At 63.9% G+C, this 24135-nt stretch carries 23 protein-coding genes; 13 read left to right on the plus strand and 10 right to left on the minus strand.

Annotation, left to right across the window (positions count from 1 at the left end):
• Positions 1–55 precede the first annotated feature (55 nt).
• From FHP91_RS15105 to FHP91_RS15115, 3 genes are all read right to left on the minus strand, one after another.
• A complete protein-coding gene (locus FHP91_RS15105) occupies positions 56–1468 on the minus strand; it encodes a PhoH family protein (protein WP_144310376.1) in 1413 nt (470 codons plus the stop codon).
• A 66-nt stretch (positions 1469–1534) separates the two neighbouring features.
• The gene (locus FHP91_RS15110; RefSeq protein ID WP_144310377.1) at positions 1535–1990 is read right to left on the minus strand and encodes a peroxiredoxin; all 456 of its coding nucleotides are present in this window, start codon (positions 1988–1990) and stop codon (positions 1535–1537) included.
• Positions 1991–2073: 83 nt separating this feature from the next.
• On the minus strand, positions 2074–2457 hold the full coding sequence (locus FHP91_RS15115) for an Mth938-like domain-containing protein (RefSeq protein WP_144310378.1): 384 nt from the start codon (positions 2455–2457) through the stop codon (positions 2074–2076).
• A 140-nt stretch (positions 2458–2597) separates the two neighbouring features.
• Here FHP91_RS15115 and FHP91_RS15120 point away from each other — a divergent pair, with 140 nt between their 5' ends.
• From FHP91_RS15120 to FHP91_RS15135, 4 genes are all read left to right on the plus strand, one after another.
• Positions 2598–3905 (plus strand): pyridoxal phosphate-dependent aminotransferase, encoded by a 1308-nt coding sequence (locus tag FHP91_RS15120; RefSeq protein ID WP_144310379.1) that lies wholly within the window; start codon positions 2598–2600, stop codon positions 3903–3905.
• A gap of 126 nt (positions 3906–4031) precedes the next feature.
• Positions 4032–5345: a homoserine dehydrogenase gene (locus FHP91_RS15125; RefSeq protein WP_144310380.1), complete on the plus strand. Its 1314-nt coding sequence runs from the start codon at positions 4032–4034 to the stop codon at positions 5343–5345.
• Positions 5346–5396: 51 nt separating this feature from the next.
• Positions 5397–6854 carry a threonine synthase gene (gene thrC, locus FHP91_RS15130; protein WP_144310381.1) on the plus strand — a complete coding sequence of 486 codons (1458 nt, stop codon included), beginning with the start codon at positions 5397–5399 and terminating at the stop codon, positions 6852–6854.
• A 2-nt stretch (positions 6855–6856) separates the two neighbouring features.
• Positions 6857–7486 carry a class I SAM-dependent methyltransferase gene (locus tag FHP91_RS15135; protein WP_144310382.1) on the plus strand — a complete coding sequence of 210 codons (630 nt, stop codon included), beginning with the start codon at positions 6857–6859 and terminating at the stop codon, positions 7484–7486.
• Positions 7487–7552: 66 nt separating this feature from the next.
• Here FHP91_RS15135 and FHP91_RS21175 read toward each other — a convergent pair whose 3' ends face one another.
• Together FHP91_RS21175 and nadC are read right to left on the minus strand one after the other, a co-directional pair.
• A complete protein-coding gene (locus FHP91_RS21175; protein WP_186300281.1) occupies positions 7553–7690 on the minus strand; it encodes a hypothetical protein in 138 nt (45 codons plus the stop codon).
• 31 nt (positions 7691–7721) lie between these two features.
• Positions 7722–8570: a carboxylating nicotinate-nucleotide diphosphorylase gene (gene nadC, locus FHP91_RS15140; RefSeq protein WP_144177038.1), complete on the minus strand. Its 849-nt coding sequence runs from the start codon at positions 8568–8570 to the stop codon at positions 7722–7724.
• Between the two features lie 125 nt (positions 8571–8695).
• On the opposite strand from nadC, the gene FHP91_RS15145 reads away from it, so the two are divergent.
• A complete protein-coding gene (locus FHP91_RS15145) occupies positions 8696–10216 on the plus strand; it encodes an FMN-binding glutamate synthase family protein (RefSeq protein WP_144310383.1) in 1521 nt (506 codons plus the stop codon).
• Here FHP91_RS15145 and FHP91_RS15150 read toward each other — a convergent pair.
• A complete protein-coding gene (locus FHP91_RS15150) occupies positions 10174–11118 on the minus strand; it encodes a LysR family transcriptional regulator (RefSeq protein WP_144310384.1) in 945 nt (314 codons plus the stop codon). The genes FHP91_RS15145 and FHP91_RS15150 overlap by 43 nt on opposite strands.
• Positions 11119–11270: 152 nt before the next feature.
• Between FHP91_RS15150 and FHP91_RS15155 the strand changes: the two genes are divergently transcribed.
• The 6 genes from FHP91_RS15155 to rpoS all read left to right on the plus strand — a co-directional run bounded on the left by FHP91_RS15155 (position 11271) and on the right by rpoS (position 17110).
• Complete coding sequence (locus tag FHP91_RS15155; RefSeq protein WP_144310385.1) at positions 11271–12455, plus strand: acyl-CoA dehydrogenase; 1185 nt, start codon at positions 11271–11273, stop codon at positions 12453–12455.
• Between the two features lie 8 nt (positions 12456–12463).
• Positions 12464–13699: a CaiB/BaiF CoA transferase family protein gene (locus tag FHP91_RS15160; protein ID WP_144310386.1), complete on the plus strand. Its 1236-nt coding sequence runs from the start codon at positions 12464–12466 to the stop codon at positions 13697–13699.
• A gap of 125 nt (positions 13700–13824) precedes the next feature.
• Entirely contained in the window at positions 13825–14565 is a 741-nt protein-coding gene (gene surE, locus FHP91_RS15165) for a 5'/3'-nucleotidase SurE (RefSeq protein ID WP_144310387.1), read from the plus strand.
• Positions 14562–15227 carry a protein-L-isoaspartate(D-aspartate) O-methyltransferase gene (locus tag FHP91_RS15170; protein ID WP_144310388.1) on the plus strand — a complete coding sequence of 222 codons (666 nt, stop codon included), beginning with the start codon at positions 14562–14564 and terminating at the stop codon, positions 15225–15227. The genes surE and FHP91_RS15170 overlap by 4 nt, the downstream gene beginning before the upstream one ends.
• On the plus strand, positions 15224–16162 hold the full coding sequence (locus FHP91_RS15175) for a peptidoglycan DD-metalloendopeptidase family protein (RefSeq protein WP_144310389.1): 939 nt from the start codon (positions 15224–15226) through the stop codon (positions 16160–16162). Before FHP91_RS15170 ends, FHP91_RS15175 begins: the two co-directional genes overlap by 4 nt.
• Positions 16163–16174: 12 nt before the next feature.
• Entirely contained in the window at positions 16175–17110 is a 936-nt protein-coding gene (gene rpoS, locus FHP91_RS15180) for an RNA polymerase sigma factor RpoS (protein ID WP_144177021.1), read from the plus strand.
• Positions 17111–17223: 113 nt separating this feature from the next.
• Here rpoS and mltB read toward each other — a convergent pair whose 3' ends face one another.
• Genes mltB through FHP91_RS15200 form a run of 4 tightly spaced genes read right to left on the minus strand, consistent with a single transcriptional unit; the run spans position 17224 to position 22100 of the window.
• The gene (mltB, locus tag FHP91_RS15185; protein WP_144310390.1) at positions 17224–18264 is read right to left on the minus strand and encodes a lytic murein transglycosylase B; all 1041 of its coding nucleotides are present in this window, start codon (positions 18262–18264) and stop codon (positions 17224–17226) included.
• Entirely contained in the window at positions 18264–20210 is a 1947-nt protein-coding gene (locus FHP91_RS15190) for a transglutaminase TgpA family protein (protein WP_186301573.1), read from the minus strand. Before FHP91_RS15190 ends, mltB begins: the two co-directional genes overlap by 1 nt.
• Positions 20194–21189: a DUF58 domain-containing protein gene (locus FHP91_RS15195; RefSeq protein WP_246116328.1), complete on the minus strand. Its 996-nt coding sequence runs from the start codon at positions 21187–21189 to the stop codon at positions 20194–20196. The genes FHP91_RS15190 and FHP91_RS15195 overlap by 17 nt, the downstream gene beginning before the upstream one ends.
• Entirely contained in the window at positions 21186–22100 is a 915-nt protein-coding gene (locus tag FHP91_RS15200; protein ID WP_144310392.1) for an AAA family ATPase, read from the minus strand. Before FHP91_RS15200 ends, FHP91_RS15195 begins: the two co-directional genes overlap by 4 nt.
• 110 nt (positions 22101–22210) lie before the next feature.
• On the opposite strand from FHP91_RS15200, the gene FHP91_RS15205 reads away from it, so the two are divergent.
• Together FHP91_RS15205 and dapA are read left to right on the plus strand one after the other, a co-directional pair.
• Positions 22211–23137, plus strand: a complete 927-nt coding sequence (locus FHP91_RS15205; protein ID WP_144310393.1) for a histone deacetylase family protein — start codon at positions 22211–22213, stop codon at positions 23135–23137.
• Between the two features lie 118 nt (positions 23138–23255).
• Complete coding sequence (dapA, locus tag FHP91_RS15210; RefSeq protein ID WP_144310394.1) at positions 23256–24134, plus strand: 4-hydroxy-tetrahydrodipicolinate synthase; 879 nt, start codon at positions 23256–23258, stop codon at positions 24132–24134.
• The last annotated feature ends 1 nt before the right edge of the window (position 24135 follow it).

Below are 24135 nucleotides of genomic sequence, written 5' to 3' on the forward strand. Positions count from 1 at the left end.
TATTCCGTCGTCTTGACGGACGCACCGGCCGTGGTGGCCGGTGCGTTGCGCGGGTTTAGAGCACTTCTGCTGCGTGATCTGCCAGGCGCGAGCGTTCGCCTCGTTGCAGGGTGATGTGACCCGAGTGCGGCCAGCCTTTGAAGCGATCGACGACGAAGGTCAGGCCGGAGCTGCCTTCGGTGAGGTAGGGCGTGTCGATCTGGGCAATGTTGCCAAGGCAGACTACCTTGGTGCCCGGGCCGGCGCGGGTGACGAGCGTCTTCATTTGCTTGGGGGTGAGGTTCTGCGCTTCATCGATGATCAGATACTTGTTGATGAAGGTGCGCCCGCGCATGAAGTTGAGGCTCTTGACCTTGACCCGCGAGCGGATGAGGTCATGTGCCGCGGCGCGTCCCCACTCGCCGCCCTCGCTGGTGGCACCGTTGAGCACGTCGAGGTTGTCTTCGAGTGCGCCCATCCAGGGCGTCATCTTTTCTTCTTCGGTGCCGGGCAGGAAGCCGATGTCTTCGCCGACGGGTACCGTCACCCGGGTCATGATGATTTCGCTGTAGCGCTTCGCGTCGAGCACTTGGGTGAGGCCGGCGGCGAGTGTCAGGAGCGTCTTGCCGGTGCCAGCCTGGCCGAGCAGGGTGACGAAGTCGATCTCGGGGTTCATCAGCAGGTTGAGCGCGAAATTCTGCTCGCGGTTCCGCGCGGTGATGCCCCAGATGTTGTTCTTTTGATGGCTGAAGTCGGTGAGGGTTTCGAGCACCACGGTGGGGCCGTCGCACTCGGTGACCCAGGCGTCGAAGGGGGGCTCGGAGGTGGTGTCGAAAACGAATTCGTTGTGGCTGAGTGAATCGGCCAGGGGGCCGCGCAGGCGGTAGTAAGTGTGGCGTTCGTCCTTCCAGGACTCGAGGTTGGCCCCGTGGGTTTCCCAGAAGTCGGCCGGAAGCTCGCGCGCACCGGAGTACAGCAGATCGGTATCTTCAAGGACTTTGTCGTTGAAGTAGTCCTGCGCATCCAGCCCGAGCGCGCGTGCCTTGATGCGCATGTTGATGTCTTTTGACACCAGAATGACGGGCCGCTTGGGGAAGCGTTTGGCGAGGAAGCTGACCACCGCGAGGATGTGATTGTCGCCGCGTCCGGTGGGCAAGCCGGGCGGCAGATGCAGGTCGATGGCTTCGGTTTGCAGATACAGCCGGCCGGTGGCTTGTCGGCGAGACGGTTCGGTGAGGTCGATGCCTTCGTCGATACCGTTGGGGCAGGCGCGGACGATTTCGTCCATCATGCGGCTGGCCTGACGCGCGTTGCGGGCCACTTCCGACATGCCTTTCTTGTTTCCGTCGAGTTCCTCCAGCGTCATGATCGGGACGTAGAGGTCGTGCTCTTCAAAGCGGTACAGACTGGTGGGGTCGTGCATCAGCACGTTGGTGTCGAGGATGAACAGCTTGGTTTTCACAGACTTCGATGCGCGTTTGGTGACCATGCGGGCTCCGGCAGGGAATCGGTGTTCTGAGGCCCGGTCGACATCTGTGCCGGGCCGGCCATGAGGTTAAAGCGACTGGACGAAGTTGAGCACCTCCTCGGCGTGAGTATTCACTTTGACTTTGCGCCACTCGCGCCGCACGACACCTTCGCGGTCGATGACGAAGGTGCTGCGTTCGATGCCGCGCACTTGTTTGCCGTACATGTTCTTCATCTTGATGACGTCAAACGCCTGGCAGGCGACTTCGTCGGCGTCTGACAACAGATCAAACGGCACGTCGAGCTTGGCCTTGAAGTGTTCATGCGACTTGAGGCTGTCGCGCGAGATGCCCAGCACCACGCAGCCGGCCTCGGCAAACTTCGGGTGAAGCACGCCAAAATCGCGGGTCTCGGTGGTGCAGCCGGGAGTGTTGTCTTTGGGGTAGAAGTAGAGCACCACGGTTTTGCCGTGCAGGTCGGCGAGCCGGATGGTTTGGTCGCCAGTGGCGGGCAGGGTGATGTCGGGGGCTGCTTGGTCGATCATGCATGCTCCTGTCGGTGAAGGCTTCACCGCAGGGTAATCGACATTCCATCACGATGACAAACGCGCGTTGGCCCGCGCGTGCCTCAGGCCGGGTCGAACATCAGGGCGGCCGCGACCTTGCGGTTTTCGCCCATCAGAATGTTGTAGGTGCGGCAGGCGGCGGGGGTGTCCATGATCTCGAAACCCAGGCGCGCGTCAATCAGTGGCCGGAGCAGCGCGGCCGAGGGGAAGCGCTGACGGTTTCCCGTGCCGATGAGCACCACGACGCAATCGAGTTTGGCCAGGGTGGCAAAGGCTGCTTCGCTCAGGGCCTCGAAACCGCCTGGCGCGGCCCAGTCGGACTGGATCTGGTCCGGCAGGATGATCAGGCTGTTGCCGCGATGATCAACCCGATTGACCTGGACGTAGTCGGGGCCGTAACCGGTGATGACGTTCTGATCGGAAATGCTGTCTTGATGAAGGTTCATGGGCGGTGCACGATTTGGGCGGGATTTGCCCGGGGGCTGTGGCTTGGGGTAGATTACAATCTTTTGATTTTCTGGCCAAACGCAAGGCTTTTGCGTTGCAGCAATTATTGCGGTCAGTGTCCTTCGTACAGGGGAAGATGATGAGCAAAACGCCCAATCTCAAGGTGGCAGAGCCGATCGGTGAAATGCAGGGCGCTGCCCGCGCCGACGCCGCCGCCTTGCGGGCGGTTCGCAAGTCTCACAAGCTGGCGGAGGTCTGCTACGACATCCGTGGCCCCGTCTTGCAGCGCGCCAAGCAGATGGAAGATGAAGGGCATCGCGTCACCAAGCTGAATATCGGCAATCTGGCGCACTTCGGCTTCGAAGCGCCCGAAGAGATCGTGGTCGATGTGATCCATAACCTGCGCGGTGCGGCAGGCTATTCGGATTCGAAAGGCCTGTTTTCGGCGCGCAAGGCGGTGATGCATTACTCTCAGCAAAAGAAGATTGCGGGGGTGGGCATTGAAGACATCTACATTGGCAACGGCGCGTCCGAGCTGATTGTCATGTCGATGCAGGCCCTGCTCAATAACGGCGACGAAGTGCTGGTGCCGGCGCCGGACTATCCGCTATGGACCGCTGCGGTCAGCCTCGGTGGCGGTGCGCCGGTGCATTACGTGTGTGATGAGCAGGCTGGCTGGTTACCCGATCTGGACGATATCCGCCGCAAGCTCACGCCCAACACCCGCGCCATCGTCATCATCAACCCGAACAACCCGACCGGCGCGCTGTATCCCACCGCCTTTCTCGAGCAGTTGCTCGAGATCGCGCGTCAGCACCAGTTGATCGTGTTTGCCGATGAAATCTACGACAAGGTGCTCTACGACGGCGAAACCCACACCTCGATCGCCTCGCTGGCCGACGATGTGCTCTGCGTGACTTTCAATGGCTTGTCGAAAAACTACCGTGCCTGTGGTTATCGCGCGGGCTGGATGATCGTCTCGGGCGAGAAGCGTCATGCCCGCGACTACATCGAAGGGCTCGACATGCTGGCGTCGATGCGCCTGTGCGCCAACGTGCCGGCGCAGTGGGGTATCCAGACCGCGCTGGGCGGCTATCAGAGCATCGAAGAGTTGATCGCCCCGGACGGCCGGCTGACCCGTCAGCGTGATTTGGCTTACGAGCTGATCACCCAGATTCCGGGGGTGAGTTGCGTCAAGCCCAAGGCCGCGCTGTACCTGTTCCCCAAGCTCGACCTGAACATGTATCCGATCGAGGACGACCAGGAGTTCATCCTGAAACTGCTCGAAGCCGAGAAGGTGCTGCTGGTGCAAGGCAGCGGCTTCAACTGGAAGCAGCCGGACCACTTCCGTCTGGTCTTCCTGCCGCACGAAGAGGATCTGCGCGATGCGGTCAGTCGTATCGCCCGCTTCCTCGAGAGTTATCGCAAGGGGCTTCATCGTAGCTGATGGCCCGCCGCGTCTGATTTGAATCGCGCGGCCACCACGGTCGTCCGGCTGTGGTGGCCGCGCTTATGTTCCCCTGCGGTGCAGGGGGTGTTGACCACGTTGTACTGACTTCAAGAAAACTCTGCGATGAAACCGATCAATGTTGGCCTGCTGGGCATCGGCACTGTTGGCGGCGGCACCTGGACCGTCCTTACCCGTAACGCTGAGGAGATTACCCGCCGTGCGGGGCGTCCCATCAGTATTACTACCGTGGCGGACCGCAACATCGAGCGTGCCCAGGCGATGACGCAGGGCAAGGCCAAGGTCGTGGACGACGCCTTCGCGGTGGTGCGCGACCCCGAGATCGATATCATCGTCGAGCTGATCGGCGGCTGTACCGTCGCCAAGGATCTGGTGCTCGCAGCCATCGAAAACGGCAAGCATGTGGTGACCGCCAACAAGGCGCTGATTGCGACCCACGGCAACGAGATTTTTGCCGCCGCCCAGAAAAAGGGCGTGATGGTGGCGTTTGAGGCTGCGGTGGCGGGTGGCATCCCCATCATCAAGGCGCTGCGCGAAGGCCTTACCGCCAACCGTATTCAGTGGCTGGCCGGCATTATCAACGGCACGACCAATTTCATCCTGTCCGAGATGCGTGACAAGGGCTTGCCCTTCGACGCCGTCCTCAAGGAAGCGCAGGCGCTCGGCTATGCCGAGGCCGACCCGACCTTCGATATCGAGGGCAATGACGCCGCGCACAAGGCCACCATCATGGCCTCGATCGCGTTCGGTATCCCGATGCAGTACGAGCGTGCGCATATCGAGGGCATCACCAAGCTGCAGGCGACCGATATCGCTTACGCCGAGCAACTGGGGTACCGCATCAAGCTGCTGGGCATTGCGCGCATGCGTGAAGACGGCGTCGAGCTGCGTGTGCATCCGACGCTGATCCCGGCGCGCTGCCTGCTGGCCAATGTCGAAGGGGCGATGAACGCCGTGCTGGTGCAGTGCGATGCCGTCGGCCCCACGCTGTATTACGGCAAAGGCGCCGGCGACGAGCCGACCGCCAGCGCGGTGATCGCCGACCTGGTCGATGTCACCCGCATGCACACGGCCGACCCCGAGCACCGCGTACCGCACCTGGCCTTCCAGCCCGATCAGCTGGTCGACCTCAAGGTGCTGCCGGTGTCCGAGAGTCGCGGTGGCTACTACATGCGCATGCGTGTTGACGACAAGCCCGGCGTGCTGGCCGATATCACTCGCATTCTGGCGGACAACAACATTTCGATCGACGCGCTGATCCAGAAGGAACCGCGCGAGGGTGAATCGCAGGCTGACATCATTCTGCTCACCCACGAGACGGTCGAGAAGTTCGCCGACGCGGCGATTGCCAAGATCGAAGCCTTGCCGGTGGTGTCTGCGCCGATCACCCGTTTGCGCATCGAACAGCTCGATCGTTAACTCCTCCCCCTGGCGGGCGGCCTCTGTGTCGCCCGCCTTCTGGTGAAGCTCATGCGTTATCTCTCTACCCGCGGGCGCGCGCCCGATCAACAGTTCTGCGACATCCTGCTCGGCGGCCTGGCGCCTGACGGCGGCCTGTATCTGCCGGAGACCTATCCCAAGGTCAGCGCGGCGGATCTGGCGGCTTGGCGCACGCTGTCCTACGCCGACCTGGCGTTTGAAATCCTGTCGCGCTTCATTGACGACATTCCCGCAGCCGATCTGCGCGCGATCTGCCAAAAAACCTACACGCCGGCCGTGTACTGCAACACCCGCGCGGGCAGCGATGCAACGGCAATTACGCCGGTGACCTGGCTGGAGGCCGGCAACGGCCCCAATCACCAGGGCGGGCTGGCGCTGCTGGAGCTGTCCAACGGGCCGACGCTGGCCTTCAAGGACATGGCCATGCAGTTGCTCGGCAACTTGTTCGAGTACGTGCTCGACAAGCGCGGCGAGCAGACCAATATCCTTGGTGCCACCTCGGGCGACACCGGCTCGGCCGCCGAATACGCCATGCGCGGCAAGCACGGCGTGCGCGTGTTCATGCTCTCGCCGCACGGGCGCATGAGCGCCTTTCAGCGCGCGCAGATGTATTCGCTGCAAGACGACAACATCTTCAATATCGCCGTCAAAGGCATGTTCGACGACGCGCAGGACATCGTCAAAGCCGTCTCCAATGACCACGCCTTCAAGGCCAAATACAAGATCGGCGCGGTCAATTCGATTAACTGGGGTCGGGTTGTCGCGCAGATCGTGTATTACTTTGCCGGCTATTTTGGCGCCACGGCCAGCAACGAGCAGCAGGTCGACATGGCCGTGCCCTCGGGCAACTTCGGCAATATCTGCGCCGGCCATATCGCCCGCATGATGGGTCTGCCGATCCGGCAACTGATTTGCGCCACCAACGAAAACGATGTGCTCGACGAGTTCTTCCGCACCGGCGTGTATCGCCCGCGCAGCTCGGCCGAAACGCATGTCACCTCCAGCCCGTCGATGGACATCTCCAAGGCCTCCAACTTCGAGCGCTTCGTGTTCGACCTGGTCGGGCGCGACCCCGCCGTGGTGTGTCAGCTGTGGCAACAGGTCGAGTCGGGTGGCAGCTTCGATCTGAACGACACGCCGTATCGTGACGCGCTGGCCGGCTTCGGCTTTGTCTCCGGTAGCAGTTCGCATGCCGACCGCCTCGGTACCATTCGCGCCACCAAGAAAGCCTATGGCATCGTGGTCGACACCCACACCGCCGATGGCCTGAAGGTGGCCGCGGCGCATCGCGATGCCGCGGTGCCGGTGCTGGTGCTCGAGACCGCGCAGGCGGTCAAATTTGAAGAGACCATCCGCGAGGCGCTGAACGAAGAGCCGCCGCGCCCCGAGGGCTTTGCCCATCTTGAAAGCCTGCCGCAGCGCTGCGAGGTGATGGCGGTTGATGTTGACGTCATCAAGGATTTCATTCGCGCGCATGTGGTCGATTGACCGTGGCTGAGCAACACCCCAAGGCGTTCTGGGACGCCCGCTTCGCCAGCGCGGGCGAGTCTTTCGTGTTCGGGCGTGAGCCCAACGATTTTCTCGTCCGTGAGTCGGGGCGACTGTTTCCGGACAGTGCGGTGCTGTCGGTCGCGGACGGCGAAGGGCGCAACAGCGTATTTTTGGCCAAGGCCAGCCACCGCGTCGATGCGCTGGAGTTTGCGCCGGCCGCGGTGGCCAAGAGCCGGCAGCTGGCGCAAGAGCAGCAGGTGGCGGTCAATCTGATCGAGGCGGACGTGTTTGAATGGGCCTGGCCGGCGGATACCTACGACGCCGTGGTCGCGATCTTCATCCAGTTTTCAGCGCCGGCCGAGCGTCAGATTTTGTTCGACAAAATGATGGCGGCGCTCAAGCCCGGCGGCCTGTTGCTGTTGCAGGGCTATACGCCGAAACAGCTTGAATACGGCACCGGCGGGCCGTCTGCGGTCGAAAATCTCTACACCGAATCGGTGCTGCTCAATGCCTTCAAGGGGCACGATATTCTGCTGCTCCGGACGCACGAGTCGGTCATCGACGAAGGCGAGGGGCATCGTGGCATGTCGGCACTGGTCGATGTCGTGGTGCAACGCGCTGCGACCTGAATTGTTTCGATGGCTCCATGACAAAGGGCACCCGCGGGTGCCCTTTGTCATGCTGCGGTCCAGTTGCTACAGATACATCACCGCGGGAAAGACCGTGATGGCTACGACGTACAGCAACCACTCCAGATTCCTGCGGGCGAGAAAGCCGGTGAAATGCAGTACCAGGACGGTAATCGCAAAGATGTAGTAGAGCGCAAACAGCATGCAGGGTCTCCAGGTCGGCCGGGCAGGCAGCTTAATCTTCGATGTGGCGCAGCGACAGATCGATGGCGCGCACGTCTTTGGTGAGGCCGCCGATGGAGATGCGATCGACGCCGGTTTCAGCGATGGCGCGCACCCGATCGAGGCTGACGCCGCCCGAGGCTTCGAGTTCGGCCTTGCCGTCGGTGAGCCGGACCGCTTCGGCCATCTGATCGAGGGTCATGTTGTCGAGCAGGATCATGCGCGCGCCGGCATCGAGCGCCGCGCCAAGCTGTTCCAGGGTTTCGACTTCGATCTCGATGAATACATTGGACGGCGCGATGCGCTGGGCTTCGGCCAGTACCTCGGCCACACCGCCGGCGGCGATGATGTGGTTTTCCTTGATCAGGATGCCGTCGTAGAGGCCTATGCGGTGATTGGTGCCGCCGCCGATACCCACCGCGTATTTTTGCGCCAGTCGCAGGCCGGGCAGGGTCTTGCGGGTATCGACAATCTTGGCGCGGGTGCCGGCCACGGTCTCGACATAGCGACGGGTGAGTGTCGCGGTGCCCGAGAGCAGTTGCAGAAAGTTGAGCGCAGCGCGTTCAGCGGTCAGCAGGGCGCGGGCGCCGGCGACTACGTCGCACAGCGTCTGGCCGGCCTCAACGCGGTCGCCATCCTTGGCGTGCCACAAAATGGTGGCGGTCGGGTCGAGGGTCTCGAAGGCGGCGTTGAACCAGTCGGAGCCGCACAGCACCGCGTCTTCGCGGGTGATGACCCGTCCGCGTGCTTCGGAGGCGTTTGGAATCAGTCGTGCGGTCAGGTCGCCGGTGCCGATGTCTTCGGCCAGGGCGGCGGCCACGCTACGCTGGATTTCTACCCGGAGTTGCTCGATCGATTCCATGCGGCAAATGCTCTTTGTGGTCGGGTGTGCATTCTATCACTGCAAAACCCTGTGATAGGGCGCCTAAGCGCATTGCGCAGGCACCGTTTACACTCTTTGAAACAAGCGGCGGAATCGGAGACGGTATGGAGCGCGTGACCACGGTATTCTCGGTCAGTCTGGGCGTGATTGTGGTTGTCGTCCTGATGGCCGGCCTGGTGTTCTGGTATCTGCGCGATATCACCCAGAAGAAGCACGCCATCCTGCGCAACTATCCGATTGTGGGCCATCTGCGGTATTTCTTCGAGCAGATGGGTGAGTATTTTCGCCAGTACTTCTTTCTTGGCGATCGCGAGGAGATGCCCTTCAATCGCGCCACGCGTGGCTGGGTCTATCGGCTGGCCAAGGACGAAGGCGGCACCATCGGTTTTGGCTCGACCTATAACCTGCGCGAGCGCGGCGCGATCATTTTCGTCAATTCGCCGTTTCCGGTGCTCAAGGAGGACCAGCTGCCCACGCCCACGCTGACGATTGGCGAGGGGTATTGCACGACTCCGTTTGTGGCCGGATCGGTGGTGAACATCAGCGGCATGAGTTTCGGGGCTATTTCGCGCCCGGCCGTTCAGGCGCTGTTGCGAGGCGCCAAGCTGGCCGGGTGCTGGCTGAACACCGGTGAGGGCGGCGTGAGCCCCTATCACCTCGAAGGCGGTTGCGATCTGATCGTACAGCTTGGCACGGCCAAGTACGGCGTGCGCGACGAAGCAGGGCAGCTGTCGGAGGCGCGTTTGCGCGAGCTGGCCGCCATCGCGTCAGTGCGCGCCTTCGAGCTCAAACTCTCGCAGGGTGCCAAGCCGGGCAAGGGCGGTTTGTTGCCCGCGGAAAAAGTGACCGAGGAGATCGCGCGGATCCGGGGAATCACCGCCGGAAAAGCGTCGATCAGCCCGAACCGCCACCCCGAGATCAAGGATGTCCATGCCTTGCTCGACATGGTGGTGCGCATTCGACAAGTCACCGGCAAGCCGGTGGGTATCAAGGCGGCGATCGGCGGCTGGTACTTCATGAGTGAGTTGTGCGAGGCGATCGTGCTGCGCGGCCGGGAGTTCGCGCCGGACTTCATTACCGTGGATGGCGGCGAGGGCGGCTCCGGCGCCGCGCCACAGGCGTTGGCCGACCACATGGCGCTGTCGATTGATGAGGCGCTGCCGCGGGTGGTGGATTCGCTCATCGAGTATGGCCTGCGCGACCGAGTGCGCGTGGTCGCCTCGGGCAAGCTGGTGACCTCGGCGCGCATTGCCTGGGCGCTGTCGGCGGGCGCCGATTTTGTGACCTCGGCGCGCGGGTTCATGTTTTCCATGGGCTGCATTCAGGCCATGCGTTGCCACACCAATACCTGCCCGACAGGGATCACCACGCACGATGCCAAGCTGCAGCGGGGTCTGGTGGTCGAGGAGAAGTACGAACGCGTCGCCAATTATTGCCGCAACCTCAATCAAGAGGTCGACATGATTGCCCATGCCTGCGGCCTGAAGCATTCGCGCGAGTTCCAGCGCGAGCATGTGCGGATTGCGCAGGGCGACGGCGGCTCGATTGCGCTCAGCATGCGCTACCCCTATCCCAAGCCGCGCTATTCCAAGTCGGTATCGGAGTTCGCCCCGCTGGAGGATTGAGCTATCGGCGCGTCCAGAAAAGCGGCGATCTCGGTCATCAGCCAGTGACGAAAGGCGGTGAGCAGCGCGGCCTCGGTCTTGCGCTCGGGAATCATCAGGTAGTAGGCCTTGCCGCTGTCGTAGGTAGCGTCCACCGGCACCACCAGCCGGCCACTGGCCAGTTCGTCCTGAATCAAAAAGGGCGGAATGAGCGCCACACCCATGTCGTGCATGGCGGCCTGCGCGAGCATCGAGAACAATTCCATGCGCGGGCCGTGCAGATCGCGAGCGGCGCGCACACCTTGCGTGTCGAACCACTGCCGCCAGGCGTAGGGGCGGGTGCTCTGGTGGAGGAGGGGCGCGTCGGCCAGATCCGCTGCTGCCGTCGCGCCGCCCGCGAGCAGGCGAGGGCTGCACACCGGCACCGGGTTTTCGTGCATCAGAAAGTGCGCTTGCGCGCCCGGCCAGTCGGCATCGCCAAAGTAGATGGCGGCGTCGAATTCGGTTTGGGCAAACAGGAAGGGACGGGTGCTGGTCGCCAGATTGACGCTGGCTTCCGGGTGTGCTGCCAGAAACCCGGACAGCCGCGGGAGCAGCCAGCGCGTGGCGAAGGTAGGCACCACCGCCAGTTCGATGCTGCGCCCGCCGGCGTGGTGGCCCATGACCGACAAGGTATCGCGCTCAACCGCATCGAGCCGGCTGGCCACCTGGCGGCTGTAGCTCAGCCCGGCGTCGGTGAGTTTGACGCCGCGACGGGCGCGTTTGAACAAGGCGACGCCGACAAATTCTTCGAGGCTGGCAATCTGCCGGCAGATGGCGCCCTGTGTGAATGAGAGTTCTTCCGCTGCACGGGTGAAGCTTTCGTGGCGGGCGGCGGCTTCGAAGGCGACAAGCGCGCCGGTGCTGGGAATTTTGCGTCTCATGGGCTTTTTGTTTTGATCGTTCGGAGTGAGATTTTTGCACATAACGGTGCGAAATTCTCGGTTGTGCCCCGGCGTCGAGGCTTCTAAGATCGGAGACATAAACCGATGCGCTGCGGCGCTTGACACAACAACCCCCTGCTGGAGGAGATGCAATGAGCGCCAATCCGAGATTCGACTGGGTCGACCCCTTGCTGCTGGATGCACAGCTGACAGAAGAAGAGCGCATGGTGCGCGACGCCGCCCGTGCCTACTGTCAGGACAAGCTGATGCCGCGCGTGCAGGACGCCTTCCGCAATGAGCGCACCGACCGTGAGATCTTCAATGAGATGGGCGCGCTCGGCCTGCTGGGCCCGACGATCCCCGAGGAGTACGGCGGTGCCGGCCTCAACTACGTGGCCTACGGCCTGATCGCCCGCGAGATCGAGCGCGTGGATTCGGGCTATCGCTCGATGATGAGCGTGCAGTCCTCGCTGGTGATGGTGCCGATCAATGAATTCGGTACCGAAGCGCAGAAGAAAAAGTACCTGCCCAAACTGGCGACCGGCGAGTGGGTCGGTTGTTTTGGCCTGACTGAGCCGAATCACGGCTCCGATCCCGGTTCGATGGCCACCCGCGCCAAGAAAGTCGAGGGTGGCTATTCGCTGTCGGGCAGCAAGATGTGGATCACCAACAGCCCGATCGCCGATGTGTTCGTGGTGTGGGGCAAAGACGACGCCGGCAAGATCCGCGGCTTCATCCTCGAGAAGGGCTGGAAGGGCCTGAGCGCCCCGGCGATTCACGGCAAGGTCGGCCTGCGCGCCTCGATTACCGGCGAGATCGTGATGGACGAAGTCTTCGTTCCCGAAGAGAACATGTTCCCCGAAGTGACCGGTCTGCGCGGCCCCTTCACCTGCCTCAACTCTGCGCGCTTCGGCATCGCCTGGGGCGCGCTCGGCGCGGCAGAGTTCTGCTACGAGACCGCTCGCCAATACACCCTGGACCGCAAGCAGTTCGGCCGCCCATTGGCCGCCAATCAGCTGATCCAGAAGAAGCTGGCCGACATGCTCACTGAAATCACGCTCGGCCTGCAGGGCTGCCTGCGTCTGGGCCGGATGAAGGAAGATGGCTCGGCGGCGGTGGAGATCACCTCGATCATGAAGCGCAATTCCTGCGGCAAGTCGCTCGACATTGCCCGCATGGCCCGCGACATGCTCGGCGGCAACGGCATCTCGGACGAGTTCGGCGTGATCCGCCACGTGGTGAATCTGGAAGTGGTGAACACCTACGAGGGCACCCACGATGTGCACGCGCTGATCATCGGCCGCGCCATCACTGACATCCCCGCCTTCGCGAACTGAGGCCGATCATGGCTGGCGCACTGTCACACCTTCGCGTGCTGGATTTGTCCCGCATCCTGGCAGGGCCGTGGGCCAGCCAGTTGCTGGCCGACCTGGGGGCCGAGGTCATCAAGATCGAGCGCCCCGGCGTCGGCGACGACACCCGTCACTGGGGGCCGCCCTACCTCGCGGATGAGACCGGTGCGCCGACCAGCGAGGCGGCCTACTACCTGGGCGCCAACCGCAACAAGCGCTCGGTCACCATCGACATCACCACGCCCGACGGGCAGCAGCTGGTGCGCGATCTGGCGGCTAAAAGCGATGTGGTGATCGAGAACTTCAAGGTCGGCGGCCTCAAGCAGTACGGCCTCGACTACGACAGTCTGCGGGCGGTGAACCCCAAGCTGGTGGTTTGCTCGATCACCGGTTTTGGTCAGACCGGCCCTTACGCGCCTCGCGCCGGCTACGACTTCTTGATCCAGGGTATGGGTGGCCTGATGAGCCTCACCGGCCGGCCGGATGAGGTCGAAGGCGGCGGCCCGATGAAAGTCGGCGTTGCACTGACCGACATCCTGACCGGCCTGTATGCCTCCAACGCCGTGCTGGCGGCGATTGCTTATCGCGATCGCGACGGATTCCGTGCCGGCGACGGGCAGCATATCGATCTGGCGTTGCTCGACGTGCAGGTCGCCTGCCTGGCCAATCAGGCCATGAATTACCTCACCAGCGGCAAGGCGCCGCAGCGTCTCGGTAACGCGCATCCGAACATCGTGCCCTATCAGGACTTTCCGACCGCCGACGGCTACATGATTCTGGCCATCGGCAACGACGCCCAGTTCGCCCGCTTCTGCGAGAGCGCTGGGCAGCCGGCCTTGGCGGCGGATACACGCTTTGCGACCAATGCTGCGCGCGTGGCGAATCGCGATGTGCTGATTCCTAAACTCAACGCGCTCACCGTCACGCGCAGCACGACCGAATGGATCACTCGCCTGGAGACGCTGGCCGTGCCCTGCGGCCCGATCAATACCGTAGCCGATGTGTTCGACGACCCGCAGGTACAGGCGCGCGGCCTGCGCGTCGATCTGCCGCATCCGCTGGCCGGGACGGCGCCGCAGGTGGCGTGCCCGATCCGTTTGTCCGGGACGCCGGTCAGCTACCGCAATGCGCCGCCGGTGCTGGGCGCCGATACCGATGCCGTGCTGGCCGAGTTGCTTGATCTGGGCGCCGGGGCGCGGGCCGATCTGCACGCAAGAAAGATCATCTGATCGCGCCACACCAACGGCGTCGTACGCCCATGGCGTAGGCGGCGCCTGTGCTAAACTGCGGCGCTGATTCCGGCGCCAGCTCGCAGCGGGCGGCGCCCCCACCCCGCAAGCGAGAAAACGCGATCGTGCGAATCCTGATCAGCAATGACGATGGCTATTTTGCGCCCGGCATCGAGGCGCTGGCGGCTGCCTTGGCGCAGGTCGGCGAAGTCACCGTGGTGGCGCCCGAGCGCGACCGCAGTGGCGCAAGCAATTCCCTCACGCTGGACCGTCCGCTGTCACTGCGCCGCAGCGCCAATGGTTTCTACCATGTCAATGGCACGCCGACCGACTGCGTGCACCTGGCCGTCACCGGCATGCTCGATACGCTGCCCGACATGGTCGTCTCCGGTATCAATCACGGCGCCAACATGGGCGACGACACCATCTATTCCGGCACGGTTGCCGCCGCCACCGAAGGCTATCTGCTCGGTGTGCCGTCGATGGCCGTGTCGCTGGTGAGCAAGAACCCGCAAGATTTCACCGCCGCGGCGCAGGTCGCCGCCGAACTGGCCGCGCGCTTCAAGCGCCAGCCGATGCGCCAGCCCGTACTGCTCAACGTGAACGTGCCCGAAGGCGCGCGCGGCGATCTCAAAGGGATCAAGGTCACGCGCCTGGGGCGTCGCCACAAGGCCGAGCCCGTCATCAAGAGCCTGTCGCCGCGCAACGAAACCATCTACTGGATTGGCCCCGCGGGCGAAGCGCAGGACGCTGGCGAGGGCACCGATTTCAATGCGGTCGCCGAGGGATTTGTGTCGATCACGCCCTTGCAGATCGATCTGACCCACACCGGCCAGATGCCGTCAGTGGCGGCCTGGCTGGCATGATCGGCGCGCGCTCCCCGGCCCAGAACCTGGCCCTGGCCACGCGCGCCCGCGCGCGCATGGTCGATCGTGTGCGCGAGATGGGCGTGCGTGACGAAAAGGTACTCAATGCCTTGCTCCAGGTGCCGCGTCATGTCTTCGTCGAAGAGGCGCTGGCCTCGCGCGCCTATGAAGACACCGCCTTGCCGCTGGGCTTTCAGCAGACCATCTCGCAACCGTTCATCGTCGCGCGCATGGCCGAGATCCTGCGCGAGGGGCGAGAGATGGGCAAAACGCTCGAGATTGGCGCGGGTTGCGGTTATCAGGCGGCCGTGCTGTCGCATTTGTGTACCGACGTGTTCGCCGTTGAGCGAATTCGTCCGCTACTCGATCGCGCGCGCGACAATCTGCGACACTTGCGTCTGCCCAATGTACGATTGAAATACGCTGACGGCATGCTTGGCCTGCCTGAAGCGGCACCGTTCGATACCATCATCTCCGCCGCGGCCGCTGCCGACGGTGTGCCTGAGGCGCTCAAGGCGCAGCTGGCACCGGGGGGCCGGGCGCTGGTGCCGGTCGGTGGCCGACAACAATATTTGATCCTGGTAGAGCGCCAGGGCCGGCAGTTCCGCGAAACCCGCCTGGACGCCGTCCGCTTTGTGCCTCTGCTCGGTGGTACGGAATGACAACTATGCGAAGCCTGTTCCGATTGACCCTCTCTGTGGTGGTCCTGAGTCTGACCGGTTGTGCCGCCAATCTGTCGGCGCCGGTCAGTGACCGCAACATGCCGGTTGAAACCACGGGCGAGCTGCCCGCGGCCGAGGCGGGCACCTCGGCATTGCCGCCGCAGCCCACCACTTATGTGGTCCAGCCCGGCGACACCCTCAATCGCATCGCCCAGAAATTTGGTTACACATTCAAGGAGCTGGCCGAATGGAACCAGATGGCCGATCCGAACCAGATTTCGGTCGGGCAGACGGTTCGCGTGGCGCCGCCCGATGGCGTGACGGTGACGCCCATCTCGATCGGTCAGCCCAGCATCGGCAGCATGCCGGCCAGTTCGTCCAGCGCACCCGCGCCGGCGACCACCACCGGGGGGGTCAAGAATGGCCCCCTGGCCATCGTAGAGCCATACTCTGACGCGGCTTGGGCGCGAATCCGGCAGGCGCCGTCCGCAACCCCGGCGAGCAAGCCGGAAGCGGCACCGTCCGTGCCGGCCCCCGGCGTTTCGACCCCGCCGCCTGCCGCGGCAGGGAGCTCCGAATGGCTATGGCCGGCGAGTGGCAAAGTGGTGAGCACCTTCTCCAATGGCGAAACCAAGGGCATCGATATTGCCGGCAAGCTCGGGGATCCGGTGCGCGCGTCATCGAGCGGGCGCGTGGTGTATGCCGGCGCTGGCTTGCGCGGCTATGGAAAACTCGTCATTATCAAACACGACGCTGACTACCTCAGCGCGTATGCACATAACAAGAACCTGCTCGTGAAAGAGGGGCAATCCGTCACCCAGGGGCAGACTATCGCCGAGCTGGGTCAGACAGATGCAGATCGACCCAAATTGCATTTCGAGATCCGTCGTCGAGGCAAACCGGTCGATCCGCTGACATACCTACCCAAACGCTAGGAGGGCGAAGGAATGTACGATCCGGCATTGAACGAAGAAGTTGATGATCAAGCGCCGGATCTACCGCCCGAGGTCGAAGCATTTGTCGAGACCCCGGCCCCCTCCTTCGAAAGTGACTTCCTTACCGATGTCACTCAGCTCTACCTCAATGACATCGGCGCCAATCCGCTGCTGACTGCAGAAGAAGAAGCCGCGTTGGCGCGCCGTGTGCGCAAGGGCGATTTCGACGCCCGCCAGATCATGATCGAGCGCAACCTGCGCCTGGTCGTCAATATCGCCAAGCACTACCTTAATCGCGGCATCCCGTTGCTCGATCTGGTTGAAGAGGGCAACCTCGGGTTGATGCATGCGCTCGAAAAGTTCGATCCCGAGCGCGGCTTCCGGTTTTCGACCTATGCAACCTGGTGGATTCGCCAGAACATCGAGCGGGCCATCATGAACCAGTCGCGCACCATCCGGCTGCCGGTACATGTGGTCAAGGAGCTCAACCAGGTCTTGCGGGCCTGCCGCCGTGCCGAGGCGGCGGGCAAGCGTGACTCACTGGTGGAAGAGGTGGCGCGCGATCTTGGTAAAACCGAAGAGGCCGTGCGGGCCATGCTCGCACTGAACGAACACACCGCCTCGCTCGACGCACCGCTGGATGTCGATCCATCCTTGTCGATCGGCGAGTCTTTGCGCGACGACGACGTGAGCTCGCCGGACGCGCAGATTCACGATCACGAGGTCGAAGCCCTGGTCCGCGAATGGATCAATATGCTCAATGACAAGCAGCGCATGGTCGTCCGTTATCGTTACGGCCTGGATGGCGTCGAAGTGCAGACGCTTGAAGAGCTGGCCGGTGAGTTGAACCTGACCCGCGAACGGGTCCGCCAGATCCAGCTCGAAGCGCTCGGTCAGCTGCGCCGTATCGTCAAACGACACGGCATGTCGAAAGACTCCTTGCTTTGAGCCGCGGGCCGCTTTGGCCCTGCCGATGCATTGCGCGCACCCGTCCGGGCGTGTCGCTTACTCCGTCAGTCCTGCAGCGCCAAGTGCAAGTGCCGGACGTTTGAGCGGCGGTGCTACTGTCGTGGAACGCTGGCCACCGTGGTTTCGTTCTTCGCGTTGCGCAGCGCTTCGGAGAGTGCAAACACCGCCATGGCGTAGAAGCTGCTGCGGTTGTAGCGCGTAATCACATAGAAGTTACGAAAGCCCAGCCAGTATTCAGTGGCGGCGCCCGGCGTTTCGAGGTCGACCAGCGTGGACAGGGTGCTGGCCGGCACGTCGCCCAGCGGCAGGATCTGATGCTCGCTCAGCGTTTGGGCCGACACGCTCGGCTCAATGCCGAGTTCAACCAGGGTTTGTGCACTCGCGGCATCTTCGATATGCGCCCGCACCGCGACGGGTGCACCGGCAATCCAGCCGTGCGCCGCCAGGTAGTTGGCGACGCTGCCGATCGCGTCGGTCGGGCTACCTTCCAGGTCAATCTTGCCGTCACCATCGAAGTCGACCGCGTAGTTGCGGATGCTGCTCGGCAGGAACTGCGGGAAGCCCAGCGCGCCGGCGTAGGAACCTTCGTAGCTGAGCGGATCGCGGCCGCTGTCGCGCGCCAGCAGGAAGAGGTTTTCAAGCTCGCGGCGGAACAGCGGTGCGCGGGGCGGGTAGTCGAAAGCCAGGGTGGCGAGGGCTTCGGCCGCCACGAAGTTGCCGGTGTTGCGCCCGTAGATGGTTTCGACGCCGATGATGGCGACGATGATCGATTCGGGTACGCCGTACTTGAGGCTCGCTGCGCGCAGGGTGTCGGCGTGGTCACGCCAGAACTCGGTGCCGGCCTCAATGCGCACCGGCTCAATGAAGCGGCTGCGATAGCGCTCCCATGAGCGCACGCCGCGCTTGGTGGGCGGCGTGATCAGGCGGATGACGCGGTCATTGCGCTCGATGCGGCCGAGGGAGCCGAGGATGTCGCTGGCGGCGATGCCATGGGTTTGCGCCATGTCTTCGGCAAAGCGGAGGGCTTCGGGGTGGGTGTCGTAACCCGAGCCCGCCATCGCGGTGCCGGCGGTGGCGGTGAGGCCAGCGAGCACAAGTGCGCGAAGCGGGCGAAGCAGAGAAATCGGACGCATTAAATCGAGAACCTTTTGATCTGTGAGTGAAGCGCCTTGCCGTCGACTGCCGTCGGGTCAGCGCTGTAGCGCAGGCGGGCATAACGGTGCGCAATGGCGCGAATGGCGTCGGCGTGGTCGGGGCAGTGGCTGGCCGCGCGATTAGCATAGTCGGCCGGCCCCTCCCAGGGCAACCGGGGCACGCCCGCGCGGGCCAGTTTTTGCTCGAAGCGCTGCCATGCGCGTTGCAACGGGTCGCGCGGCGCGGCGTGGCGCTGCGCCCACCAGGCCAGCGCCGCTAGCAAGCCGCCGATTCCGATCGACATCGCCACGCCCATCTGGCGCCAGTCCTCGGTGTGCAGGCTGAGGCGGCGCAGGAGCGAGCGCTGGGTCTTCTGGTCGAAGCCGAGCACCCACTGGTTCCAGGTATTGCCGAGGAATTCCCAGCGGTCGCGCAGCGTTCGCAGCCAAGTCAGGTCGGGGCGCACGAGAAACGGCAGGGCGCTGTCCTCGGGCAGCGCCGCAGCGAGGCCGCCGTCGATCCGGCGTGGCGCGCTGGCGGCGGTGGGGTCGACCCGTCGCCAACCTTCGCCCGCGAGCCAGACTTCGGCCCAGGCGTGGGCGTCGGACTGGCGGATCACCATGCTGTTGTCGAAGGGGTTGATCTCGCCGCCCTGGTAACCGGTGACCACCCGTGCCGGCACGCCAGCGGCGCGCATCAGCACCACAAACGCGCTGGCGAAGTGTTCGCAGAAGCCCTGACGGGTGTCGAACAGGAAGGCATCGGCGGTGTCGATGCCCAGGCGCGGCGGGCGCAGGGTGTAGGCCAGGTCGGCCTCGCGCAGCCAGGTGATGGCCGCGGTGACGATGTGCTCGGGCCTTTGATTGCGGCTTTTGAGTTGCTCGGCCAGCGCGCGGGTGCGCGGGTTGCTCGCCTCGGGCAAGTTCAGTGCGCCGTCCAGTGAAGCAGGCACCTCGTTCTGGCCGACCTGACTGTGCGGATAGGCGCTGGCGGCGTAACGCATGCGTTGGCCAATTGGCGTTCGGCTGAGCACGGTGAAATCGGCGGCGTAGGTGGCGTCGGCGATGCCTGCGGCGGGATAGTCGAGCGCCAGCAGCCACCGGCGACTGTGCGCTTCGAGCGTCATGTCGTAGGTGTAGGCCGTGCCGGTGGTGGTGTAGGCGGGCTGGTCGGCGGTGGTGGTGCGGCGGGTGGTCCAGCGCTGGCCGTCAAAATCGGTCAGCACCGGGCCGCGCCAGTAGCGCAGCGCCGGGGGCGGTACTTCGCCGCGAAACGCAGCGCGAAAGGCAATCTCGCCCGATTGGCTCAGCTCACTGATGGCGCCCGGTTGCATGCTGTCGGAAAGCCCGGTTCGCCCCGAGAAGGCGTCGGCCGGCAGCCCCCACAACGGCCCGGGAATCCGCGGAAAGAGCACGAACAGGATGATCATGAAGGGCAGGGCCTGGAGCATCAGCACACTGGCGGTGCGCAGTTGGGCGCGCACGGGGTGGCGGGTGTGCAGGCTGAGCAGGCTGCCGGTGGCGAGGATGGCGCCGGCGAGCGCGCCAACACCGGTGAGCGGCGACTGGGTGTCGAAGAACAGGCCGAGCTGAAGGAAGAAGCACAACAGCACCAGCACCTGCACATCGCGCGGCCGCTGGCATTCGAGGTATTTGAGGCCGAGCAGCAAGGCGAGCAGGGCGATGCCCGCCTGCTTGCCAAAGAGCGTGCCGTATTCGAACAGGATCAGCCCGCCGGCGGCGATCGCCAGCAGCGGCGACAGAAATCGCGGGGCGGCGCTGGAGGCCTTGGTCTGGCTGAGCACACGCCAGAGCAGGATCAGCGCGGCGAGCGCGCCGAGCCAGATCGGCAGTCGCGGCAGGTGGGGCAATAGCGTGGTGCCGGCGCAGGCCGCCGCCCAACGCAGCGGGTAAGCCGAGAGTGTGGACTCAGGCGCGCGTGACATGCTCGGGCGTGCCATATAACGCGAGCGCTCGCAGGCAGCGGTGTCGGTGTTGCGTGCCGCGATCGGGACCGAGTTGCGTACCGGGGAGGATCAGCGTCCAGCGCGTGTCGTTTTGCGCCGCGTCCACCACCCAGCGCGCGAGGCGCTGCAGGCGGGTCTCGTCGGGCAGTGCGGGCGGGAGTTGATGCCAATCGAAGATTTGCGGACCACCGGCGCCGCCCTGGAAGTGCTTGGAGACGAGCGTGCCGCTGCGGGCGACGGCTTTCCAGGCAACTTGACGTGGTGAGTCGGTGGGTCGGTGGGCGCGCAGGCCGGCGAACTCATCATCGCCAGAGTCCGTATGCGTCTGGCCCGATGCGCCCGCGCTGGCCGGTGGTGGGGGTGGGCGGGATTCGAGTGCAGGGTAGACCAGCAGCGTGTGGTCAGGCGTCAGCACGCTCCAGGCGCGGATCAGGCCGAGTGGGAAGACGGTCTCGATCACCACACGCCCGATTGCCTGCCAGCCGCGCGCGGTGGTGGGAGCGTTGAGGGTGATGGTGGTGTGGCTGTCGGGCGGGAGGTCGATACGGGCCGTGGCGCTCGCGGTGCGAACATGGATGGCCTCGCGTGGGCTCTTGCCGTGGTGACCAATGATCAGTCCGAAGTGGGCGGGCTCGCCGCAATGCACCGGCGGCGCGGCGCCGGCTTTGATCTCGAGATGCAGCAGGGTGCGAAAGGCGTGAAAGATGCTGGCAATGCCCAGACCGGCGAGCAGAAAGGTGAGCGCAAAGCCGAGGCTCAGGGTGTAGTTGATCGACGCTAAAAGCATTGCGAACAGGGTGAGCGCAAACACGACACCGGCGCGGGTGGGCAGGACGAAGATGCGCCGCTGCGGCAAGCGGAGCGGCAGGGCTTCGGCGGGACGAATGCGGAACAGGCGGCGGTCGATGACTTGACGCAGCCCCGACCACAACCGGCGTGGCGCGGTGAATGTGGTCAAGGCAGCGGCACGCTTTCGATCAGCGCACGGCAGCGCGCGTCGGCGGCGCCGACCGAGTGTGCCAGGCCAAGGCGGTGGCCGGCGACCGATGAGAACACGTGCTGGATGTCTTCAGGCAGCACATGCTCACGTCGGTCCAGCCAGGCCCAGGCGCGCGCTGCGCCGATGAGTCCGAGGCCGGCGCGCGGGCTCAGACCCGGGCTGTCGTCGACGCCGTTCCGACTGGCTTCTAGCAGCGCCTGGACATAGTCGGCCAGTGGGCCCGAGACATGCACCTTGGCGCAGGCGCGCTGCATCTGGATCAGCATGTCGGGGTCGATCACCGGTTCAAGCGCGGCGAGCAGATCGCGACGGTTCTCGCCGAGCAACAGGGCGCGCTCGGCGGCGGCATCCGGGTAGCCCAGTTGCAGACGCATCAGGAAGCGGTCGAGCTGGCTTTCGGGCAGCGGAAAGGTGCCGACCTGGGTGCTGGGATTTTGCGTGGCGATGACAAAGAAAGGGGTCGGGAGGGGGTAGGTCGTGCCGTCGGCGGTGATCTGCTCTTCTTCCATGGCTTCGAGCAGGGCGCTTTGTGTTTTGGGCGTGGCGCGGTTGATCTCGTCGGCCAGAATCAGCTGGGCAAAGATGGGCCCGCGATGAAACTGGAAGCCATTGGCGCCGCGGTCGAAGATCGATACGCCCAGAATATCGGCAGGTAACAGATCGCTGGTGAACTGGATGCGCTGGAAGGCCAGGCCGGGCAGGCGCGCCAGCAAGTGCGCAAGTGTGGTTTTACCGACGCCGGGAACATCTTCGATCAGCAGGTGGCCACGCGCGAGCATGCAGCACAGCGCCAGGCGCAATTGCGGCGCCTTGCCAAGGAGAATTGTGTCTGCACGTGCGAGCAGGGTATGCGCGAGGTCAACAGTCATGTAAAGCCGGTTGGGAAAAAAGAGTGTTCAGAGGATAATGAATCGATAAAAAATAGTAGAACTTGAGAGCCCGACAGGTCACGGATGCTGGTTAACAGGGAAGGGGGGATATGACAGCTACGGCATTTATCACACACAAGGATTGCTGGTTGCACGAAATGGGGCCTTATCACCCCGAATGTGCGGATAGGCTTTCGGCCATCAACGACCGGTTGATCGCCGCTGGCTTGGATTTGTTCCTCGCGTTTCATGATGCGCCGGTTGCAACGGTCGAGCAGTTGTCGCGCGCGCATCCGCGTGCGCATGTCGAAGGCTTGCTGGCCAATGTGCCTGAAACTGGTATCCGCCACCTTGACCCGGATACCGCCGTGTCGCCGGGGTCGATGAAAGCTGCCGTTCGCGCGGCGGGGGCGGGCATTCTCGGCGTTGACCTGGTGATGTCCAAAGAGGTCGAAAATGCGTTCTGTGCGGTTCGGCCGCCGGGCCATCATGCCGAAAAAACCAACGCCATGGGTTTTTGCTTCTTCAACAACGCGGCGGTTGCCGCGCATCACGCCATGGAAGCCTATGGCATGAAGCGCGTCGCCGTGATCGACTTCGATGTGCATCACGGCAACGGCACCGAGGACATCTTCAAGGATGATCCGCGGGTGATAATGGCAAGTATCTTTCAGCACCCGTTCTATCCCTATAGCGGCACCGACAATCCGGCGCCCAACATGGTCAACGTGCCGGTGCCTGCGGGGACGCGTGGCGATGCTTTCCGCCAGATCGTCACCGACATCTGGATGCCGGCGCTGCGCAAGCATGCCCCGGAGTTGATCGTGATCTCGGCAGGTTTCGACTCGCACTACGAAGATGACATGGGCTCCCTGGGGCTGGTCGAAGCGGACTACGTGTGGGTCACCGAACAACTGCGTACGTTGGCCGCCGAGTGTGCCGAGAAGCGGATTGTTTCGATTCTGGAAGGCGGTTACGCCCTGTCGTCGCTGGCCCGTTCGGTGGTTGCGCACATCAAGGCGCTCGCCGACATCTGAATCGTCTGTCATGGCCGGGCCCGTGGGCGTTGATGCGCCCGCGGCCCGGCCTTATCACGCCGATGTTGCTTGGCGCGATTCGGGTACAATGCACTTTTGCTTTTTCGACCCGATACCCATGATTACCGGATCTATTGTCGCCATCGTTACCCCGATGCACGAGGACGGCAGCCTCGATTTCGACAGCCTGCGTTCTCTGATCGACTTCCATGTGCGCGAAGGCACTGACGGCATCGTCATCGTCGGCACCTCGGGCGAATCCCCGACCGTCGACGTCGATGACCACTGCGAACTGATTCGCGTGGCTGTCGGGCACGCGGCCGGGCGCATCCCCGTGATTGCCGGCACCGGCGGCAATTCCACCGCCGAAGCCATCGAGCTCACCCGCTTCGCCAAGGGCGCGGGTGCCATGGCGGGTCTGTCGGTCGTGCCGTATTACAACCGGCCGGGGCAAGAAGGCATGTACCGGCACTTCCGCGCCATCGCCGAAGCCGACGAACTGCCAATGATCCTGTACAACGTGCCGGGCCGCACGGTGGCGGACCTGTCCAACGACACGACACTGCGTCTGGCCGAGATCCCGAACATCATCGGCATCAAGGATGCGACCGGTAACATCGGCCGCGCCTGCGATCTGGTCGCACGCGCGCCGGAGGGCTTTGCGCTCTATACCGGTGACGACATGACCACGCTGGCTTTCATCCTCATGGGTGGCCACGGGTGCATCTCAGTGACCGCCAACGTGGCACCGAAAATGATGCACGAGATGTGTGTTGCGGCCCTCAAGGGCGACGTGGCCACCGCGCGCGCCATCAATCAGAAGCTGCTCGGCCTGCATGGCGAGCTGTTCTGCGAAGCGAACCCGATTCCGGTCAAGTGGGCGGTCAATCAGCTTGGGCTGATCGGCCCGACGCTCCGCCTGCCGCTGACGCCGCTTGGCGAAATCAACCACGACCGGGTGCGCAATGCCATGCGCGCTGCCGGGCTGTCCGTCTAAT

This window comes from Denitromonas halophila, from assembly GCF_007625155.1.
GTDB lineage: Bacteria > Pseudomonadota > Gammaproteobacteria > Burkholderiales > Rhodocyclaceae > Nitrogeniibacter > Nitrogeniibacter halophilus.

Bases quoted from the DNA above. Each gene is read 5' to 3' on its own strand.
- FHP91_RS15105 (WP_144310376.1), bottom strand. From the start codon at position 1,468: ATGGTCACCAAACGCGCATCGAAGTCTGTGAAAACCAAGCTGTTCATC.
- FHP91_RS15110 (WP_144310377.1), bottom strand. From the start codon at position 1,990: ATGATCGACCAAGCAGCCCCCGACATCACCCTGCCCGCCACTGGCGAC.
- FHP91_RS15115 (WP_144310378.1), bottom strand. From the start codon at position 2,457: ATGAACCTTCATCAAGACAGCATTTCCGATCAGAACGTCATCACCGGT.
- FHP91_RS15120 (WP_144310379.1), top strand. From the start codon at position 2,598: ATGAGCAAAACGCCCAATCTCAAGGTGGCAGAGCCGATCGGTGAAATG.
- FHP91_RS15125 (WP_144310380.1), top strand. From the start codon at position 4,032: ATGAAACCGATCAATGTTGGCCTGCTGGGCATCGGCACTGTTGGCGGC.
- thrC (WP_144310381.1), top strand. From the start codon at position 5,397: ATGCGTTATCTCTCTACCCGCGGGCGCGCGCCCGATCAACAGTTCTGC.
- FHP91_RS21175 (WP_186300281.1), bottom strand. From the start codon at position 7,690: ATGCTGTTTGCGCTCTACTACATCTTTGCGATTACCGTCCTGGTACTG.
- nadC (WP_144177038.1), bottom strand. From the start codon at position 8,570: ATGGAATCGATCGAGCAACTCCGGGTAGAAATCCAGCGTAGCGTGGCC.
- FHP91_RS15145 (WP_144310383.1), top strand. From the start codon at position 8,696: ATGGAGCGCGTGACCACGGTATTCTCGGTCAGTCTGGGCGTGATTGTG.
- FHP91_RS15150 (WP_144310384.1), bottom strand. From the start codon at position 11,118: ATGAGACGCAAAATTCCCAGCACCGGCGCGCTTGTCGCCTTCGAAGCC.
- FHP91_RS15155 (WP_144310385.1), top strand. From the start codon at position 11,271: ATGAGCGCCAATCCGAGATTCGACTGGGTCGACCCCTTGCTGCTGGAT.
- FHP91_RS15160 (WP_144310386.1), top strand. From the start codon at position 12,464: ATGGCTGGCGCACTGTCACACCTTCGCGTGCTGGATTTGTCCCGCATC.
- FHP91_RS15170 (WP_144310388.1), top strand. From the start codon at position 14,562: ATGATCGGCGCGCGCTCCCCGGCCCAGAACCTGGCCCTGGCCACGCGC.
- FHP91_RS15175 (WP_144310389.1), top strand. From the start codon at position 15,224: ATGACAACTATGCGAAGCCTGTTCCGATTGACCCTCTCTGTGGTGGTC.
- rpoS (WP_144177021.1), top strand. From the start codon at position 16,175: ATGTACGATCCGGCATTGAACGAAGAAGTTGATGATCAAGCGCCGGAT.
- mltB (WP_144310390.1), bottom strand. From the start codon at position 18,264: ATGCGTCCGATTTCTCTGCTTCGCCCGCTTCGCGCACTTGTGCTCGCT.
- FHP91_RS15190 (WP_186301573.1), bottom strand. From the start codon at position 20,210: ATGTCACGCGCGCCTGAGTCCACACTCTCGGCTTACCCGCTGCGTTGG.
- FHP91_RS15200 (WP_144310392.1), bottom strand. From the start codon at position 22,100: ATGACTGTTGACCTCGCGCATACCCTGCTCGCACGTGCAGACACAATT.
- FHP91_RS15205 (WP_144310393.1), top strand. From the start codon at position 22,211: ATGACAGCTACGGCATTTATCACACACAAGGATTGCTGGTTGCACGAA.
- dapA (WP_144310394.1), top strand. From the start codon at position 23,256: ATGATTACCGGATCTATTGTCGCCATCGTTACCCCGATGCACGAGGAC.